This is a genomic window from Aeromonas sp. FDAARGOS 1406, assembly GCF_019048565.1.
Lineage (GTDB): Bacteria > Pseudomonadota > Gammaproteobacteria > Enterobacterales > Aeromonadaceae > Aeromonas > Aeromonas caviae.
The window spans coordinates 299,818-314,320 of the sequence record NZ_CP077378.1 but is presented as its reverse complement, the minus strand read 5'-3'; the positions used below and the strand labels follow the sequence as shown (position 1 = coordinate 314,320).

Annotated in this window: 16 protein-coding genes; 6 read left to right on the top strand and 10 right to left on the bottom strand. The window is 64.3% G+C overall.

Features of this window, described 5'->3' with window-relative positions:
* Positions 1-9: 9 nt before the first annotated feature.
* Genes fruA through fruB form a run of 3 tightly spaced genes read right to left on the bottom strand, consistent with a single transcriptional unit; the run spans position 10 to position 3,820 of the window.
* Positions 10-1,734, bottom strand: a complete 1,725-nt coding sequence (fruA, locus tag I6L36_RS01475) for a PTS fructose transporter subunit IIBC (RefSeq protein ID WP_010674820.1) — start codon at positions 1,732-1,734, stop codon at positions 10-12.
* Positions 1,731-2,720: a 1-phosphofructokinase gene (pfkB, locus tag I6L36_RS01470; protein WP_010674821.1), complete on the bottom strand. Its 990-nt coding sequence runs from the start codon at positions 2,718-2,720 to the stop codon at positions 1,731-1,733. Before pfkB ends, fruA begins: the two co-directional genes overlap by 4 nt.
* Positions 2,720-3,820, bottom strand: a complete 1,101-nt coding sequence (gene fruB / locus I6L36_RS01465) for a fused PTS fructose transporter subunit IIA/HPr protein (RefSeq protein ID WP_010674822.1) — start codon at positions 3,818-3,820, stop codon at positions 2,720-2,722. Before fruB ends, pfkB begins: the two co-directional genes overlap by 1 nt.
* 307 nt (positions 3,821-4,127) lie before the next feature.
* Here fruB and cra point away from each other — a divergent pair, with 307 nt between their 5' ends.
* From cra to I6L36_RS01445, 4 genes are all read left to right on the top strand, one after another.
* Positions 4,128-5,114, top strand: a complete 987-nt coding sequence (gene cra, locus I6L36_RS01460) for a catabolite repressor/activator (protein WP_010674823.1) — start codon at positions 4,128-4,130, stop codon at positions 5,112-5,114.
* A gap of 307 nt (positions 5,115-5,421) precedes the next feature.
* Positions 5,422-6,615, top strand: coding sequence for an aromatic amino acid transport family protein (locus I6L36_RS01455; protein WP_202041147.1), 1,194 nt, complete (start codon positions 5,422-5,424; stop codon positions 6,613-6,615).
* 243 nt (positions 6,616-6,858) lie between these two features.
* Positions 6,859-7,263, top strand: coding sequence for an antitoxin Xre-like helix-turn-helix domain-containing protein (locus I6L36_RS01450; RefSeq protein ID WP_039040750.1), 405 nt, complete (start codon positions 6,859-6,861; stop codon positions 7,261-7,263).
* On the top strand, positions 7,263-7,952 hold the full coding sequence (locus I6L36_RS01445) for an RES family NAD+ phosphorylase (protein ID WP_216986943.1): 690 nt from the start codon (positions 7,263-7,265) through the stop codon (positions 7,950-7,952). The genes I6L36_RS01450 and I6L36_RS01445 overlap by 1 nt, the downstream gene beginning before the upstream one ends.
* A gap of 85 nt (positions 7,953-8,037) precedes the next feature.
* On the opposite strand, the gene I6L36_RS01440 is transcribed toward I6L36_RS01445, so the two are convergent.
* A complete protein-coding gene (locus I6L36_RS01440) occupies positions 8,038-9,438 on the bottom strand; it encodes a DEAD/DEAH box helicase (RefSeq protein WP_010674827.1) in 1,401 nt (466 codons plus the stop codon).
* A 338-nt stretch (positions 9,439-9,776) separates the two neighbouring features.
* Here I6L36_RS01440 and I6L36_RS01435 point away from each other — a divergent pair, with 338 nt between their 5' ends.
* A complete protein-coding gene (locus I6L36_RS01435) occupies positions 9,777-10,562 on the top strand; it encodes an ABC transporter substrate-binding protein (RefSeq protein ID WP_085943959.1) in 786 nt (261 codons plus the stop codon).
* A gap of 87 nt (positions 10,563-10,649) precedes the next feature.
* Here the strand turns inward: I6L36_RS01435 and aroC are convergent, their stop codons facing one another.
* Positions 10,650-11,738 carry a chorismate synthase gene (gene aroC / locus I6L36_RS01430; protein WP_010674829.1) on the bottom strand — a complete coding sequence of 363 codons (1,089 nt, stop codon included), beginning with the start codon at positions 11,736-11,738 and terminating at the stop codon, positions 10,650-10,652.
* Between the two features lie 16 nt (positions 11,739-11,754).
* A complete protein-coding gene (prmB, locus tag I6L36_RS01425; protein WP_010674830.1) occupies positions 11,755-12,690 on the bottom strand; it encodes a 50S ribosomal protein L3 N(5)-glutamine methyltransferase in 936 nt (311 codons plus the stop codon).
* Between the two features lie 65 nt (positions 12,691-12,755).
* On the opposite strand from prmB, the gene smrB reads away from it, so the two are divergent.
* Positions 12,756-13,280 (top strand): endonuclease SmrB, encoded by a 525-nt coding sequence (smrB, locus tag I6L36_RS01420; protein ID WP_049636766.1) that lies wholly within the window; start codon positions 12,756-12,758, stop codon positions 13,278-13,280.
* Between the two features lie 90 nt (positions 13,281-13,370).
* On the opposite strand, the gene I6L36_RS01415 is transcribed toward smrB, so the two are convergent.
* Genes I6L36_RS01415 through I6L36_RS01405 form a run of 4 tightly spaced genes read right to left on the bottom strand, consistent with a single transcriptional unit; the run spans position 13,371 to position 14,487 of the window.
* Positions 13,371-13,643 (bottom strand): SRPBCC domain-containing protein, encoded by a 273-nt coding sequence (locus tag I6L36_RS01415; protein ID WP_235696168.1) that lies wholly within the window; start codon positions 13,641-13,643, stop codon positions 13,371-13,373.
* Complete coding sequence (locus I6L36_RS21800) at positions 13,588-13,785, bottom strand: SRPBCC domain-containing protein (protein ID WP_254052076.1); 198 nt, start codon at positions 13,783-13,785, stop codon at positions 13,588-13,590. The genes I6L36_RS01415 and I6L36_RS21800 overlap by 56 nt, the downstream gene beginning before the upstream one ends.
* A 46-nt stretch (positions 13,786-13,831) precedes the next feature.
* Positions 13,832-14,059, bottom strand: coding sequence for a DUF4287 domain-containing protein (locus I6L36_RS01410; protein WP_049636768.1), 228 nt, complete (start codon positions 14,057-14,059; stop codon positions 13,832-13,834).
* 29 nt (positions 14,060-14,088) lie between these two features.
* Positions 14,089-14,487: a GFA family protein gene (locus tag I6L36_RS01405; RefSeq protein WP_113977995.1), complete on the bottom strand. Its 399-nt coding sequence runs from the start codon at positions 14,485-14,487 to the stop codon at positions 14,089-14,091.
* Between the last annotated feature and the right edge of the window lie 16 nt (positions 14,488-14,503).

Genomic DNA, 14,503 nt, shown 5'->3' with positions numbered 1-14,503 from the left:
GTGACGCCCTCAGGCGGTCGCCAGCTTGGCCTGCTCCTCGCCACGCTTGAGCATGGCGTAAGCCACCCCGGTCACCAGAGAACCGGCCGCGATCGCCAGGATGTACATCATCACATGGCTGATGGCGTTCGGGATGAAGAGCACGAACAGACCACCGTGGGGTGCCACCAGCTCGCAGCCGAACAGCATGGAGAGCGCACCGGTCAGGGCACCGCCCGCCATGCAGGCCGGGATGACGCGCATGGGGTCCTTGGCGGCAAACGGGATGGCCCCCTCGGAGATGAAGCACAGACCCAGCACGAAGGAGGCCTTGCCCGCCTCCTGCTCCGCCTTGATGAACTTTCTGCTGGCCAGGAAGGTCGCGATCCCCATCCCCAGTGCAGGCACCATGCCGGCGGCCATGACCGCTGCCATGGGGGCATAGGTCTTGGAGGCGAGCAGGCCGACACCGAAGGCATAAGCCGCCTTGTTGACCGGGCCACCCATGTCGAAGCACATCATGGCGCCGATGATGACACCCAGCAGCACGGCGTTGGCAGAGCCCATGTTGTTGAGGAACTCGGTCATGGCATTCATGATGCCCGCCACCGGGCCACCCACCACGTAGATCATCACCAGACCGGTGAACAGGCTGGCAAAGAGCGGAATGATGAGGATGGGCTTGAGGGCTTCCAGGGTGACCGGCAGGCGCACCTTGTCGCTCAGGAACTTGGCGCTGTAACCGGCGAGGAAGCCGCCGACGATGCCGCCAAGGAAACCGGCGCCGAGCGAGCTTGCCAGCATACCGGCGATCATGCCGGGCGCCAGACCCGGACGGTCGGCGATGGAGTAGGCGATGTAGCCTGCCAGCACCGGGATCATCAGGGCGAAGGCGGAGCCGCCACCGATCTTCATCAGGGCCGCGGCCAGCGTCCCCTCTTCCTTGAACGCTTCAATGCCGAAGATGAAGGAGAGCGCGATGATAAGGCCCCCCGCTACCACCATGGGCAGCATGAAGGAGACACCGGTCAGCAGGTGCTTGTAGGGGCCCGCCTTTTCCTCTTTCTTGACCGCAGCCGCGCCGCTGTGGCGATAGACCTTCGCCTCGGTCCAGGCCTTGTCGAGCTCGGCCCGGGTTTTCTTCAGGGCAGCCCCCGTGCTGGTGCGATAGACCGGCTTGCCGTCAAAGCGCGCCATGTCCACCTCGATGTCAGTGGCGAGGAACACCAGATCGGCGGCGGCAATCTCGTCCGCCGTCAAGGCATTCTGGGCACCGACCGATCCCTGGGTCTCGACGCGGATCTGGTGACCCAGCTGCTTGGCCATGGTCTCCAGGGCCTCGGCCGACATGAAGGTGTGGGCCACCCCGGTCGGGCAGGCCGTCACCGCCACGATGCGCTTGGCACCGCTGGCCGGTTTGGCAACCACAGGCGTCGCCTCATGGCGATAGACGCTGGCACCGCTTCGCGCGGCGTCCAGCAGGGCAGCGGGATCCTGGAGCGCCAGATCCATGTCGCCCCGATAGAGCGACTTGCCATCATAGGCGGCCAGATCCACCGGTGCGCTGGCAACGACCAGCACCAGGTCGGCGGCGGCAATCAGCTCTTTCGAGGGAACCTGACGGGGCTGCACGCTGGAGTCGACGTCGAGGGTGAGCTCCCAGCCAGCCAGTTTGGCCTGCTGTTCTATCCGTTTTGCAGCGAGAAAGCTGGTGGCAATGCCCGCCGGGCAAGCCGTAACCAGAATTGCTTTCATTGGGCATCTCCTGAGTTAGCCATCAAATGGGGTTGGGGTTGAGTCGGTGCCAGATCATCCAGACGCTGTACGCGCACCTGCTCGAGTAACGGTTTGAGCACATTGATATCGTTGAAGCCGACCGCGACCTGGCTCACCGCCAGTGCCGAGACGGCGGTGGCCAGCCGCAGGGTCTGCTCCGGCGTCCAGTCCAGGCTCATGCCATGGACCAGGCCCGCCACCAGGGAGTCGCCGGCACCCACGGTGCTGACCACCTCCATGCGCGGCGGAATCGCCTGCCAGGTGGCATCCGGTGCAAACCAGATGAGGCCGTCGGCACCATTGGAGATCACCACGTTGGGGATCCCGCTGGCCTGCAGCGCGCGGGCGCACTCGGCCTGCTCGCTCAGGGTCTTCACGGGGCGACCCGCCCACTGGCTCAGCTCTTCCAGGTTGGGTTTGACCAGGGTCGGCGCCGCCTTGATCCCTTCGCTCAACGCCGCGCCGCTGCAATCGAAGATCACCTGCTTGCCCTTGGCCTTGAGCAGACGGATCAGATGGCCGCAGTAATCGGGGGCCACCCCTTTGGGCAGGCTGCCCGCCAGCACGAACCAGTCAGTGTGGGGTGCCAGTCGCTCCAGCGCCGCTTCCAGGGCGCTGACATCGCCTTCCTGCACCGCGAGTCCCGGCAGATTGAGATCGGTCACCCGGCCGGATTGTTCGGAGATCTTGACGTTGATCCGGGTGTCGCCCGCCACGCGCACGAAGTGATCGGCAAGGGCACGCTCCTCGAACAGGGAGACGAAGCTCTGCTGGTTACCCTCGCCGAGCCAGCCGGTCAGGCCTACGTCACGGCCGAGATCTTTCAAGACCATGGCGACGTTGATCCCCTTGCCCGCGGCGCGCAAGTTGGCCTCGCTCACCAGATTGACCTCGCCAGGGTGCATGGCCTCCAGACGGGTGGTGAGATCGAGCGCGGGATTAAGGGTGATGGTGACGATGTCCATCAGTGCGCCCCCTCGCCCAAGCCGGCGGCAATGGCTTCGCCAATGCCCTTGAGGGCTGCTTCGGCATCCGCTCCTTCGGCGCGAAACGCCAGACGATGACCGCACTTGACCCCAAGCCCGATCACCTTCATCAGGCTCTTGGCAGAGACGGCTTCACCGCTGCCATCGAGGTTGGCGACGCGGATGTCGGATTCATACTCCTTGGCCACCTTGACCAGCATGGCGCCCGGACGGGCATGCAGACCGTGGGGGTTGATGATGGTGAAGGTCTCGGACAGCCCGCTCGCCGGACCCGCCTGCAACATGGCCAGACCGTCGCTGCCAGAAAGGGTGGCCAACTGGCCGGCTGCGGCCAGCTTGGCCAGATTCTCGAGTTGCGGCAGATGGCCGCTATCTGCGGCACACAGCAGTAGCAGGGCGCTGACCGGCAATTCACCGACGTTCAGCGGGGTGCTCGGGGTGGCCAGCACCCAACCGGTCTGGGCCGCTTGCGCACGGGCCAGCCAGATGCCCTCCCCCAGGTGAACAGGCTGGCTGGCCAGGAGGGCGCTCACCATGGCGGCGTCTCCCCAGCCTGCGGATTTGGCGCGGGCCGCAGCCCCCAGCAGCAACTGGTCCTGGTCGTCGGCCGGGAAGTCCGCCAGGGTCAGGTATTGCACCTCTTTGGCGGCAGTCGCGCCAGTCAGGATATTGATGATGGTCTCTTCGTCGGTCGCCCCCTTGAGCTGGGCTGCGGCCTGCTCGTCACCCAGCACGTGGGTGAGCTGGCGCAAGATCCCCAGGTGCTCGTCGGACTTGGCGGCGATGCCGATGGCGACGTAGGCAATCTGCCCCTCGTCCCACTCGATGCCGTGGGGGAACTGGGCCACCATGACACCGGTGCTCTTCACCAGATGACGGGTGTCCGTGGTGCCGTGGGGAATGGCGATACCGCTGCCAAGATAGGTGGCGTGCTGCGCTTCCCGCGCCAGCATGCCGTCCACGTAACCTGCTTCAACCAGACCGGCGTCGGTCAGTTTGCTTGCCAGCAGGGCGATGGCGTCCGCCTTGGTCGTCACCGATTGTCCCAACAGGATTTGCTGTCGCGCCAACTTCAACATAGAGATTCTCCATCAGGTCCGGCTTCGCCTCGCGGCGTACCGGCGCAACTCAACTCGATTTTCGGGTAACTTGCCTGCTGACAATAGACGGTGATCTCTCGCTTTGGTGAGCCGGAACCCATTTCCAAGTGCAGATAATCATCCGTTACTGACAAGCTGAATCGTTTCACTTACACTCAGACTGAATCGTTTCAGCGCATTGTTCAAGATCCCGCAGAAAGTACGTTTCAATGATATGATCCCGCGCACACTTTTCGGCGCCCCAACCAGGAACCGGCGCGGGCCTTGCAACTCAAACAGAGCCAACATGATGAAACTGGATGAAATCGCCGCGCTGGCCGGTGTCTCTCGCACCACCGCCAGCTATGTGATCAATGGCAAGGCCGATCAATACCGCATCAGCCAGGCAACCCGCGACAAGGTGATGGCCGTGGTCCATGCCCACAACTATCAGCCGGACAGCCGCGCCGCCTCCCTGCGCGGCGGCCAGACCCGCACCCTCGGCTTCATCCTGCCCGACCTCGAAAACGCCAGTTACGCCAAGCTCGCCAAGCGCCTGGAGCAAGGGGCCCGCACCCAGGGATATCAGTTGCTCATCGTCTGCTCGGAGGACGATCCGGACACCGAAAAGGAGCTGGCCCGGATGCTGGTGAGCCGCCATGTGGACGCGCTCCTGGTGGCAAGCTGCCTCCCCCCGGCGGATCCCTTCTACCTGGAGCAGCAGTCCCGGGGCGTGCAGATCCTCGCCATCGACCGTGCCATGGCCACCGAGCACTTCGTCACCGTGGCGAGTGAAAACCAGAAGGCGAGCCTGGACCTCACCGCCTCCCTGCTCACCCCGGCCATCGGTCATATCGCCTTGATCACTGCACTGCCGGAACTGACGATCAGCCAGGAGCGAAAAGCGGGCTTCGAACAGGCGATTGCCAGTCACAGTGCGACCCGCCACCTGTGTGAAGGGGCCCACTTCTCGCGCACCGAAGGGTATCGCCTGATCAAGACGCTCCATCAGCAGCTCGGCCAACTGCCCGAGGCGCTGATCACCACCTCCTACATCCTGATGGAGGGGGTGCTCGACTACCTGCTGGAGCAGGAGGCCGACATGAGCCAGCTCGCCATGGCTACCTTCGGGGATGACCGCCTGCTCGATTTCCTCCCCTTTGGCATCAACTCCCTGCCCCAGCAGCACGACGCCCTGGCAAGCCAGGCCCTGACGCTGGCCCTCAAGGCGGTCAATGGCGACTACCAGAGCGGCCTGCACTATGTGAGCCGTACCCTCAAACGCCGCCGCTGACGCGAAACGGACGTGCCGAAGGCGACCACGGTCGCCTTTGCGTGTTTTTACGCCATCCACTCCAGACAACTGTCATCATTTATTTCCACACAAGCGCCTTTCACAGTAGAACCTTCGCTCACTCCCGCTTGTTTTCGATATTTTAATCGGCTAACGTGGCAACCCTGTTTTACAACCTGCGGCTGTTCGTAACGATGTCTCCACTCCGATATTGCTAGCCTCCGGCTTTTCCCCGGAGGCGTCTCCCGACACAGCCAACTGGCTCTCTCTTGTTTGCAACAGCGCCCCTCACTTTCGGATGGATGACATGAATACCAAGACCCTGGGTTGTACCCTGTTGATTGCCGGCACCACCATAGGCGCCGGCATGCTGGCCCTGCCGCTGGCCTCCTCGTCCCTGGGCGGCCCCGCCACCCTGATGCTGATGATCGGCCTCTGGGCCCTGATGGCCTTCACCGCCATGCTGCAGGTGGAAGCCAGCCTCAGCACCGGCAAGTGGTACCTGCACCAGTTGGCGGATCACCTGCTCGGCCCCTGGGGCAAGGGCATCGCCTCCTTCTGCATCCTGATGCTGTTCTACGCCCTGGCCTCCGCCTACATCAGCGGCGGCAGCAGTCTGCTGACCCAGGCACTGGCCGATGCCGGCCTGCCCCTCGGCCAGGAGCAGGCGGCCTGGGTCTTTACCCTGCTGTTTGGCGGCATGGTGTGCGTCGGCACCAGGCAGGTGGATTACCTCAACCGCCTGATGTTCACCGTGAAGCTGGTGATCATGGTGGCGGTGCTGGCGCTGCTGCTGCCCCGCGCTCAGGGGCAGCACCTGCTCTCCATGCCCCTCGGGGAAGGCCTGCTGCTGGCGGGCCTGCCGGTCATCTTCACCTCCTTCGGCTTCCACGGCTCCATCCCGAGCGTCATGCTCTACCTCGGGGACAACCCCAGGCAGTTGCGCCGGGTCTTCGTGTGGGGCTCCGCCTTGCCGCTCGTGCTCTACGTGCTGTGGCAGGTCGCCATCCTGGGGCTGCTGGGCCAGCAATCCCTGATCCAGACCGGCGGCGCCCTGGACAGCCTGCTGGCCAACGTCGGCGGCCTGGTGAGCTGGCCCGCCTTCAACCAGGCGATGCATCTGTTTGCGGATCTCGCGCTCGCCACCTCCTTCCTCGGGGTGACCCTGGGACTGTTCGACTTCATGGCCAAGGTGACCCGTCGCAAGGACAACTGGCAGGGCCGCACCCAGACCGGCCTCATCACCTTCGTGCCGCCCCTGCTGTTCGCCCTCTACTTCCCGCAAGGCTTCATCATGGCGCTCGGTTACGCCGCCATTGCGCTGGCGGTGCTGGCGGTGCTGCTGCCAGTGGCCTTGGTGTGGCAGAGCCGCAAGCAGGCCGAGGCAAACCACTACCGCGTCCCGGGCGGCGTACTGGCCCTGGGTCTGGCCGGTGCCATGGGGGTACTGATCGTCGGGGTGCAGGTCAGCGTCAGCATGGGGCTGCTGCCCGCCCTCTGATCTCCCCGACCCGACAAGCAGAAACGCCGCAAAGAGACACGCCCCGCCAACCCAGTTGGCGGGGCGTTTCATTGGCACGGGCTCACTTGGCCGACCCGCGCCCCTCCTCGCGAAGCTCATCCAACAATGAACATTTGAGTACAACCATGTATAGATATGTACATGACTGCGCCCCTGCCCTACACTGCTTAGCAGACAACCCACGATCCCGTGCCCGTCTGGCACGCCAACCCGGGAGGCAACATGGCCGCCACCGCATCTCTTCCCCGGCAACAGCCCGCCGTCGATCCCAGCAAGGCCCTGCCCGTGGTGTTTCGCATCCTGGACAAATGGCAGTGCAGCACGGATGAACAGCTCAGGCTGCTTGGCATTACCTCCCGCTCCACCCTGAACAAGTACAAGGAGGCTAGCGGCGGTATTCGGCTGAGCGCCGATCTCCAGGAGCGGATGAGCTATCTGCTCAACATCCACAAGAGCCTGCGGCTGCTGTTCAGCCTGGATGAGAGCATCTATGGCTGGGTGCGCAAACCCAACAGCCACCCCTTCTTCGCCGGGCGCAGCGCCATGGAGGTCATGCAGGGTGGGCGGGTGGCCGATCTCTACGAAGTGGCCACCCGGCTGCACGCCTGGCGCGGGGAGATGGCCTGATGTCCTCCCCGCCCTTGCGCACCTTCCACAATGCCTGCGCCTATCGCATCATCCCGAGCCGCTTTCCCCCCATCTGCCTCTATGAAGACGTCGCTACCGCCGACGAGCTGGAGGCGGTCTGGGCCGTCGAGGCCCTGACCAACGACAGGCTGAGGGAAGAGGCGGGCGAGCTGATGCGGGTGCCCAGGGAAGACTGGCTGGTGGGGCTGCCCGGCGGCAGCTATGTGATGGCCGCCTTCACCCACCTCAATCCCGAGGGTGGCCGTTTCACCACGGGGTACTTTGGCGGCTACTATTGTGCCCCCTCCCTCGACACCGGCATCAAGGAGACGGTCTACCACAGGGAGCGGATCTTCGGGTACACCCGGGAGCCGGCCCAGAAGGTGCAGATGCGAGTGATCCAGGCGCAGTTCAGCGCCAGCCTCATCGACATCACGGGCCCGGCGTTTCTGCCAGGCCCCCTCTATCACGCCACCGATTACGGCCCCGCCCAGGCCTTCGCCCGGGAGCAGAAGGTTGCCGGGGCGGACGGCATCCACTACCGCTCGGTGCGCCACCCCGGTCACGGCTGCCACGTGCTCTATCGCCCCCGTCTGGTCAGCCGGGTGGACCACGCCCGTCATCTGGAGTACCACTGGAGCGGCGAGGCCATCACCCATGTGCTGGAGATCCGCCTCTACGGTGAATAGCGTCTACCAGGACAAAAAAGCCCCGCCAGATTGGCGGGGCTTTTTGTATCAACCGAACAGTGGGGGAGCCTGGCTCCCTGACCGCTTACTGGTTGTGGCTGGCGCGGCGCGGACGACGGGCCTGGGCCGGTTTGGCGGCGCCGCCTTCCGGACGCTGACCGCCCTGGGGCTTGGGCTTGCCACCGTTGCCGGAGCGGTTACCGCCGCCATTGCCACCGTTGGCAGAACGACCGGCACCCTGACGCTGGCCCTGACCTTGCGGACGCGGCGCACGGCGCTGCTCGCTCGGATCCCGCGGCTCTTTGCGAAGCGGCGCGCCGATGCCACGGGCGATGTTGTCGAGGGTCTCGCGGGAGGCTTCAAAACCGGCCACCTGCTCGCACGGAATGTTCTGCTTGGTCAGCCGCTCGATGGCCTTGATGAGCTTGCCCTCATCGGCGGCCACCAGGGAGATGGCGTGACCAGCGGCGCCAGCACGGCCGGTACGGCCGATACGGTGCACGTAATCTTCCGCCACGTTCGGCAGCTCGAAGTTGACCACCTGGGGCAGTTTGTCGATGTCCAGGCCACGGGCGGCGATGTCGGTCGCCACCAGCACCTTGACGCTGCCATCCTTGAAACCGGCAAGGGCGCGGGTACGGGCACCCTGGCTCTTGTTGCCGTGGATGGCGGCGGCGCTGACGCCGTTCTTGTCGAGGGTCTCGGCAACGCGGTTGGCCATGTGCTTGGTACGGGTGAACACCAGCACCTGCTGCCAGTCGTTGCTGGTGACCAGGTGACTCAGCAGGGCAATCTTGTTGGCCTTGTCGCAGGGGTGTACCAGCTGCTCGATGCGCTCGGCGGTGCTGTTGCGCGGGGTCACTTCGATCACCGCCGGGTTGTCCAGCAGACCGGTGGCCAGCTCGCGAATTTCGTCGGCGAAGGTGGCGGAGAAGAGCAGGTTCTGGCGCTTCTTCGGCAGCAGGGCCAGGATGCGGCGGATGTCGCGGATAAAGCCCATGTCGAGCATGCGATCCGCTTCGTCCAGTACCAGGATCTCCACTTCATCGAACTTGACGGCGTTCTGGTTGTAGAGATCCATCAGGCGGCCCGGGCAGGCCACCAGCACGTCCAGACCACGGCGGGTCGCCATCATCTGGGGGTTGATGCTCACGCCGCCAAATACCACGTGGCTGCGGATCGGCAGGTGTTTGCCGTAGTTGCGCACGCTCTCGCCCACCTGGGCGGCCAGCTCGCGGGTCGGGGTCAGCACCAGGGCACGGATGCGATTCGGGGAGACCTTGCGCTTGCTTTCAGTCAGACGCTGCAGCATCGGCAGGGTGAAACCTGCGGTCTTGCCGGTCCCGGTCTGGGCGGCGGCCATCAGATCACGGCCAGCCAGTACCGCCGGGATCGCTTGTTGCTGGATGGGAGACGGGGTGTCGTAGCCTTGCTCGGCAACGGCACGCAACAAGGGTTCGGCCAGACCGAGGGAAGTAAAACTCATAGTTACCTGCTAGGGATAGGGGCGCCAAAGATCGTGGTGGGGCTCCTCTGCTGAGCCGATGCCATCTCACAGGATCCGGGCCTATAGAGAAAACAACGATTTCCCCGGGGAGCAGAGCAAAGGGGAAAGAATAGAGGCGCAGTCTAACGGAGTTGGCGCACTTAGACGAGGAAAATGTGATGCGCCTCCCAGCACGGCTGGAAATAGGGACGAAGGCAGGACAAAATGGCCCGAATCGCCGTATGTATCAATGCCCCTGCGCAGCCTGCCGGGGACGGCGCGATACACGGAACAGGAGGTTTTGATTGAAACGGAAGTTCACCCCCACCGCCCGGCGCATGCTGGGCCTCGTCCTGCCCCTGCTCTTCGCCCAGCCCCTCGCCGCCAGGGAGACCCTGTCGGTGGCCTGGAGCCACTGGCCCCCTTTCAGCCAAATCGCTGCCGACGGTACCCTCGGTGGACTGGACGTGACCCTGACCCGCCAGATCCTGGGCAAGGCAGGCGTGGAGCCCGCCTTTCGCAACCTCCCCTGGGCCCGGGCCCTCTACCTCATGGAGCGCCAGCAGCTGGACGTGGCCATGGGCGCCCTGAAAACCCCCGAGCGGGAGCGGTTCGCCCGCTTCTCCGCCCCCTATCGGCGCGCCAGCTTCGTGCTGCTGAGCCAGCGCCCGCAGGCCGGGGAGCCCGAGGGCTGGCGAGAGATCACGGAGCTGGCAACCCTGTGCCAGGCCAAGGGGCTGCGCCTTGGCAAGCTGCGAGGCACCCGCCCCCTGCCGATGAGCGAGGAGTGCCCCGCCCTCGGGCAGGCGAGCGAATACAACAGCGATGACAGGCTGCTCACCCTCTTGCTGGCGCGCCGCCTCGACGGCGTCATCATGGAGTGGCAGTACGCCCGCTACCGGCTCGGCCAGCTCGGGGCGAGCGATGCCATCCAGTGTCAGGTGCTCTTGCACCAGCAGCCGGTGCGCCTGATGTTTGCCAAAGAGGCCGTGAACGAGGACGCGCTCGCCCGCATCGATTCCGCCATCGCCGCCCTGCCCTCACCGGATCCCGCCTTTGCGCCGCCCCGCTGCCGCCTGGACGCAACCCGGCTGTCATCGCTCTCGACGCCATCGGCCCCCTGACGCCGACGCCGGCAAAAAACCATGAAAAAGGCGACCCTGGGGTCGCCTTGTGGTTTTTGGTGATCACTCACCCTGCCTGCAGCATGATCAGCGCAGTTGCGGGGTCTGGGTGTGCACGCCCTGGTTCTGGGCGCGGTGGCGCAGCAGGTGATCCATCAGCACCAGGGCCAGCATGGCCTCGGCGATGGGCACGGCACGGATGCCGACGCAGGGGTCGTGACGACCCTTGGTGATCATCTCGGTGGCCTCACCGCTGGTGGTGATGGTCTTGCCCGGCACCGTGATGCTGGAGGTAGGCTTGAGGGCCATGCTCACCACGATCTCCTGACCCGACGAAATGCCCCCCAGGATGCCCCCCGCATGATTGCTGGCAAAGCCGGCCGGAGTCATCTCGTCCCGATGCTCGGAGCCTTTTTGCTCCACCACCGCGAAGCCGTCACCGATCTCCACCCCCTTCACCGCGTTGATGCCCATCATGGCGTGGGCGATGTCGGCGTCGAGGCGGTCGAACACCGGCTCCCCCAGGCCCACCGGCACATTGCGTGCCACGACACACACCTTGGCCCCCACGCTGTTGCCCTCTTTCTTGAGGGCACGCATGTATTCATCCAGCGCCTCCAGCTTGCCCGCATCGGGGAAGAAGAAGGGGTTCTGCTCGATCTGGCTCTCGTCGAACCCTTCCGCCTTGATGGGGCCGAGCTGGGAGAGAAAACCCACGATCTCGATGCCGTGCACCTGTTTCAGGTACTTCTTGGCGATGGCCCCCGCCGCGACCCGCATGGCGGTCTCGCGGGCCGAGGAGCGGCCGCCGCCACGGTAGTCACGCTGGCCGTACTTCTGGTGATAGGTGTAGTCGGCGTGACCCGGACGGAACAGATCCTTGATCTCGGAGTAGTCCTTGGAGCGCTGATCGGTGTTCTCGATGAGCAGCCCGATGGAGGTGCCCGTGGTCTTGCCCTCGAACACCCCGGAGAGGATCTTCACCTCGTCCGCCTCGCGGCGCTGAGTGGTGTAGCGGGAGGTGCCGGGCTTGCGCCTGTCCAGATCCCCCTGCAAATCGTCTTCGCTTATCTCCAGCCCCGGCGGGCAGCCGTCGACCACGGCGCCCAGCGCCAGACCGTGGCTCTCGCCGAAAGTGGTGACCCGAAAGAGTTGGCCGAAACTGTTCCCTGCCATGAATGCTCCTTGCTGCTTAGTTCTTGTAAATGGCGAAATGGGCCTGGTGCTGCTCGAGCTCTGCGCGGGTCATCACAAAGACGCCGTGGCCGCCGTTTTCGAACTCGACCCAGGTGAAGGGCACCTCGGGGAACTGGGCTTCCAGGTGGATCATGCTGTTGCCCACTTCGACCACCAGCACGCCATCCTCTTTCAGGAAGTCGGCGGCATTGGCCAGCAGACGTTTGGTGAGCTTGAGGCCGTCGGAGCCCGACGCCAGGGCCAGCTCCGGCTCGTGGCGAAACTCCTCCGGCAGATCCGACATGTCCTCGGAGTCAACATAGGGCGGGTTGGAGACGATGAGATCGTACTTGTCACCGGCCGGCAGATCCCGGAACAGATCGGAGCGAATGGGGATAACCTGCTGCTCCAGCCCGTGATCGTTGATGTTGCGCTCGGCCACGTTGAGGGCATCGACGCTGATGTCGATGGCATCCACTTCCGCATGGGGGAACTCGTGGGCCATGATGATGGCGATGCAGCCGGAGCCGGTACACAGGTCCATGATCCGGGTCGGTTCGTCTTTCAGGAAGGGGGCGAAGCGGTTGGCCACCATCTCGGCGATGGGGGAGCGCGGAATGAGCACCCGTTCGTCCACGTAGAATTCCCAGCCCGCATACCAGGCCTTGTTGGTCAGGTAAGGCGCCGGAATGCGCTCCTGCACGCGGCGGATGATGAGCTCGGCGATGCGGTGGCGCTCGCTGGTGGTCAGGCGGGAGTGGCGCATGCCCGGATCCACGTCCGGCGGCAGATGTAACGCGGGCAGCACCAGTTGCACGGCCTCATCCCAGGCGTTGTCGGTACCATGTCCGTAGAAGATCCCGGCGTCGTTGAAACGACTCATGGCCCAGCGCAACATGTCCTGGATGGTGTGCATTTCGGCAACCACCTCATCGATAAATATCTTGTCCAAATCCACCTCCAAGTCGAGTAATATCCGGCCCGAGAATTTTATACAGCGAGCAAGACGAGTACCTGATGAAAAATACGCCCTCACTCACAGACGAGGAAAGCCTGTTGTTTCGTGATGCTGTCAAAGGTACCCGGAAAATTAAGCAAGATACCATAAGGGCCTCCTCAAGCCCGGTCAAGCAGAAACGCGAAGTGCGCGAGAGCCGCGAAAAGCTTGGGGTTGACCACTTTTTCAGCGACGAGTACCAGCCCCATCTCGAGGCGGACGGGCCGACCCGTTACGTGCGCGACGACGTGTCAAAATTCGAGCTGAAAAAGCTCAAGCGCGGCAGCTACCCGCCGGAGATTTATCTGGATCTGCACGGCATGAACCAGCACCAGGCCAAGCAGGAGCTGGCGGCCCTGCTCACCCTGTGCCGAAAAGAGAACATCCACGTCGCTTCGGTGATGCACGGCATCGGCAAGCACATCCTCAAGCAGCGCATCCCGAGCTGGCTGGCCCAGCACCCCGCTGTGCGCGCCTTTCACCAGGCGCCGCGGGAGTGGGGGGGCGAGAGCGCCATCCTGGTGCTGCTGGACATCGAGGAGTGACCCCCTTCCCCGCCCCGCCTTGCCCCGGGCGAACGCCATAAAAAAACCACCGCCAGCTTGCGGTGGTTTTTTTATGGCGCCCCACAGGGGTCAGCTGGCGGCTTCCATATGTCGCTTGAAGTTATCCAGGATGCTCTGCCACCCCGCCCGCTGCTGTTCGCCGCTGTGCAGGGACTCGGCATCGAACCGCTCCTCCACCTGGGTGCCCCCCTGCTCTGCCACGAACCGCACGCTCACCTCGCGGCCATCGTCCATGACGTAGCCGAGCCCCGTCGGCGCTGTGACCTCGGTGAAGGTCCCCTCGAAATCAAACCCCGTGCTGCCATCCCGCGCCGCCATGTGGTGGCAAAAACGCCCACCCACCCACCCGCAGGTCCACCCGGCTTTGGGGGCAGTGCCACTGCGGGGAGGCGGCGTTCCATGCCATGATGCTGGCGGGGGTGTTCCAGCCCTGCCACACATCGGCAATCGGCCTGGCAACCCAGACGCTGACGCTTATCTTCATCTCTCTGATCCTCTGGCTTTCCTGCACGTTTTGCACTGTGGCACTGTCATGCCACGCCGGGCGCATCGGGCTGCGCCAAAAAGTGGGCCACCAGGGCATTGGCATGGCCGTGGCCCATGGCGTGTTCGTCCTTGAGCCAGGCCACCAGGGCCATGTGTTTGCGCTCCTCCCGCCCTGCCAGCAGGGTCAGCCAGTGGGCGATGGGCTGGCCGTATTTCTGCTCGATGGCAGGAAAGTAGGAGGCAGGCCCCTTCACCTTCGGTTGTTCATCCATGATGGCTTCTCCTCGAGGTGAGTACAGGCTCAGGGTTTGGGGGTGAACTGCTCGAACACCTGCTGTCCGGTCAGGGTCGGGGTGTCGTTCTTGAGGGCATAGAAGTCGGGCTTCTCGTCGATGAAGATCTGCCCGGTGAGCTCGAACCCCTGATCCTGAAACAGGCCGGCGGAGAGGATGTACTCGTCCGTCGGCAACAGATGGTAGAAAAGATGGGTGCCGCAGGTGGGGCAGAATCCGCGCTCCGCCCACTCCGACGAGCGGTAGGCCACCGGGGCCATCCCGGTGAACCGCACGCCCTTGCCCCCGTGCACCGCGAACATGGGCCCCCCTGACCAGCGCCGGCACATGGCGCAGTGACACAGGTTGACCTCCTTGTGATCGCCGCTCGACACGGTGATCCCGCCACACAGACAATGTCCTTCCATGATGCCTCCTGAGAGT

What these genes read in the sequence shown, in the direction of transcription:
- fruA (WP_010674820.1), bottom strand. Translation starts at nt 1,734, where the DNA reads ATGAAAGCAATTCTGGTTACGGCTTGCCCGGCGGGCATTGCCACCAGC.
- pfkB (WP_010674821.1), bottom strand. Translation starts at nt 2,720, where the DNA reads ATGGACATCGTCACCATCACCCTTAATCCCGCGCTCGATCTCACCACC.
- fruB (WP_010674822.1), bottom strand. Translation starts at nt 3,820, where the DNA reads ATGTTGAAGTTGGCGCGACAGCAAATCCTGTTGGGACAATCGGTGACG.
- cra (WP_010674823.1), top strand. Translation starts at nt 4,128, where the DNA reads ATGATGAAACTGGATGAAATCGCCGCGCTGGCCGGTGTCTCTCGCACC.
- I6L36_RS01455 (WP_202041147.1), top strand. Translation starts at nt 5,422, where the DNA reads ATGAATACCAAGACCCTGGGTTGTACCCTGTTGATTGCCGGCACCACC.
- I6L36_RS01450 (WP_039040750.1), top strand. Translation starts at nt 6,859, where the DNA reads ATGGCCGCCACCGCATCTCTTCCCCGGCAACAGCCCGCCGTCGATCCC.
- I6L36_RS01445 (WP_216986943.1), top strand. Translation starts at nt 7,263, where the DNA reads ATGTCCTCCCCGCCCTTGCGCACCTTCCACAATGCCTGCGCCTATCGC.
- I6L36_RS01440 (WP_010674827.1), bottom strand. Translation starts at nt 9,438, where the DNA reads ATGAGTTTTACTTCCCTCGGTCTGGCCGAACCCTTGTTGCGTGCCGTT.
- I6L36_RS01435 (WP_085943959.1), top strand. Translation starts at nt 9,777, where the DNA reads ATGCTGGGCCTCGTCCTGCCCCTGCTCTTCGCCCAGCCCCTCGCCGCC.
- aroC (WP_010674829.1), bottom strand. Translation starts at nt 11,738, where the DNA reads ATGGCAGGGAACAGTTTCGGCCAACTCTTTCGGGTCACCACTTTCGGC.
- smrB (WP_049636766.1), top strand. Translation starts at nt 12,756, where the DNA reads ATGAAAAATACGCCCTCACTCACAGACGAGGAAAGCCTGTTGTTTCGT.
- I6L36_RS21800 (WP_254052076.1), bottom strand. Translation starts at nt 13,785, where the DNA reads ATGAAGATAAGCGTCAGCGTCTGGGTTGCCAGGCCGATTGCCGATGTG.
- I6L36_RS01410 (WP_049636768.1), bottom strand. Translation starts at nt 14,059, where the DNA reads ATGGATGAACAACCGAAGGTGAAGGGGCCTGCCTCCTACTTTCCTGCC.
- I6L36_RS01405 (WP_113977995.1), bottom strand. Translation starts at nt 14,487, where the DNA reads ATGGAAGGACATTGTCTGTGTGGCGGGATCACCGTGTCGAGCGGCGAT.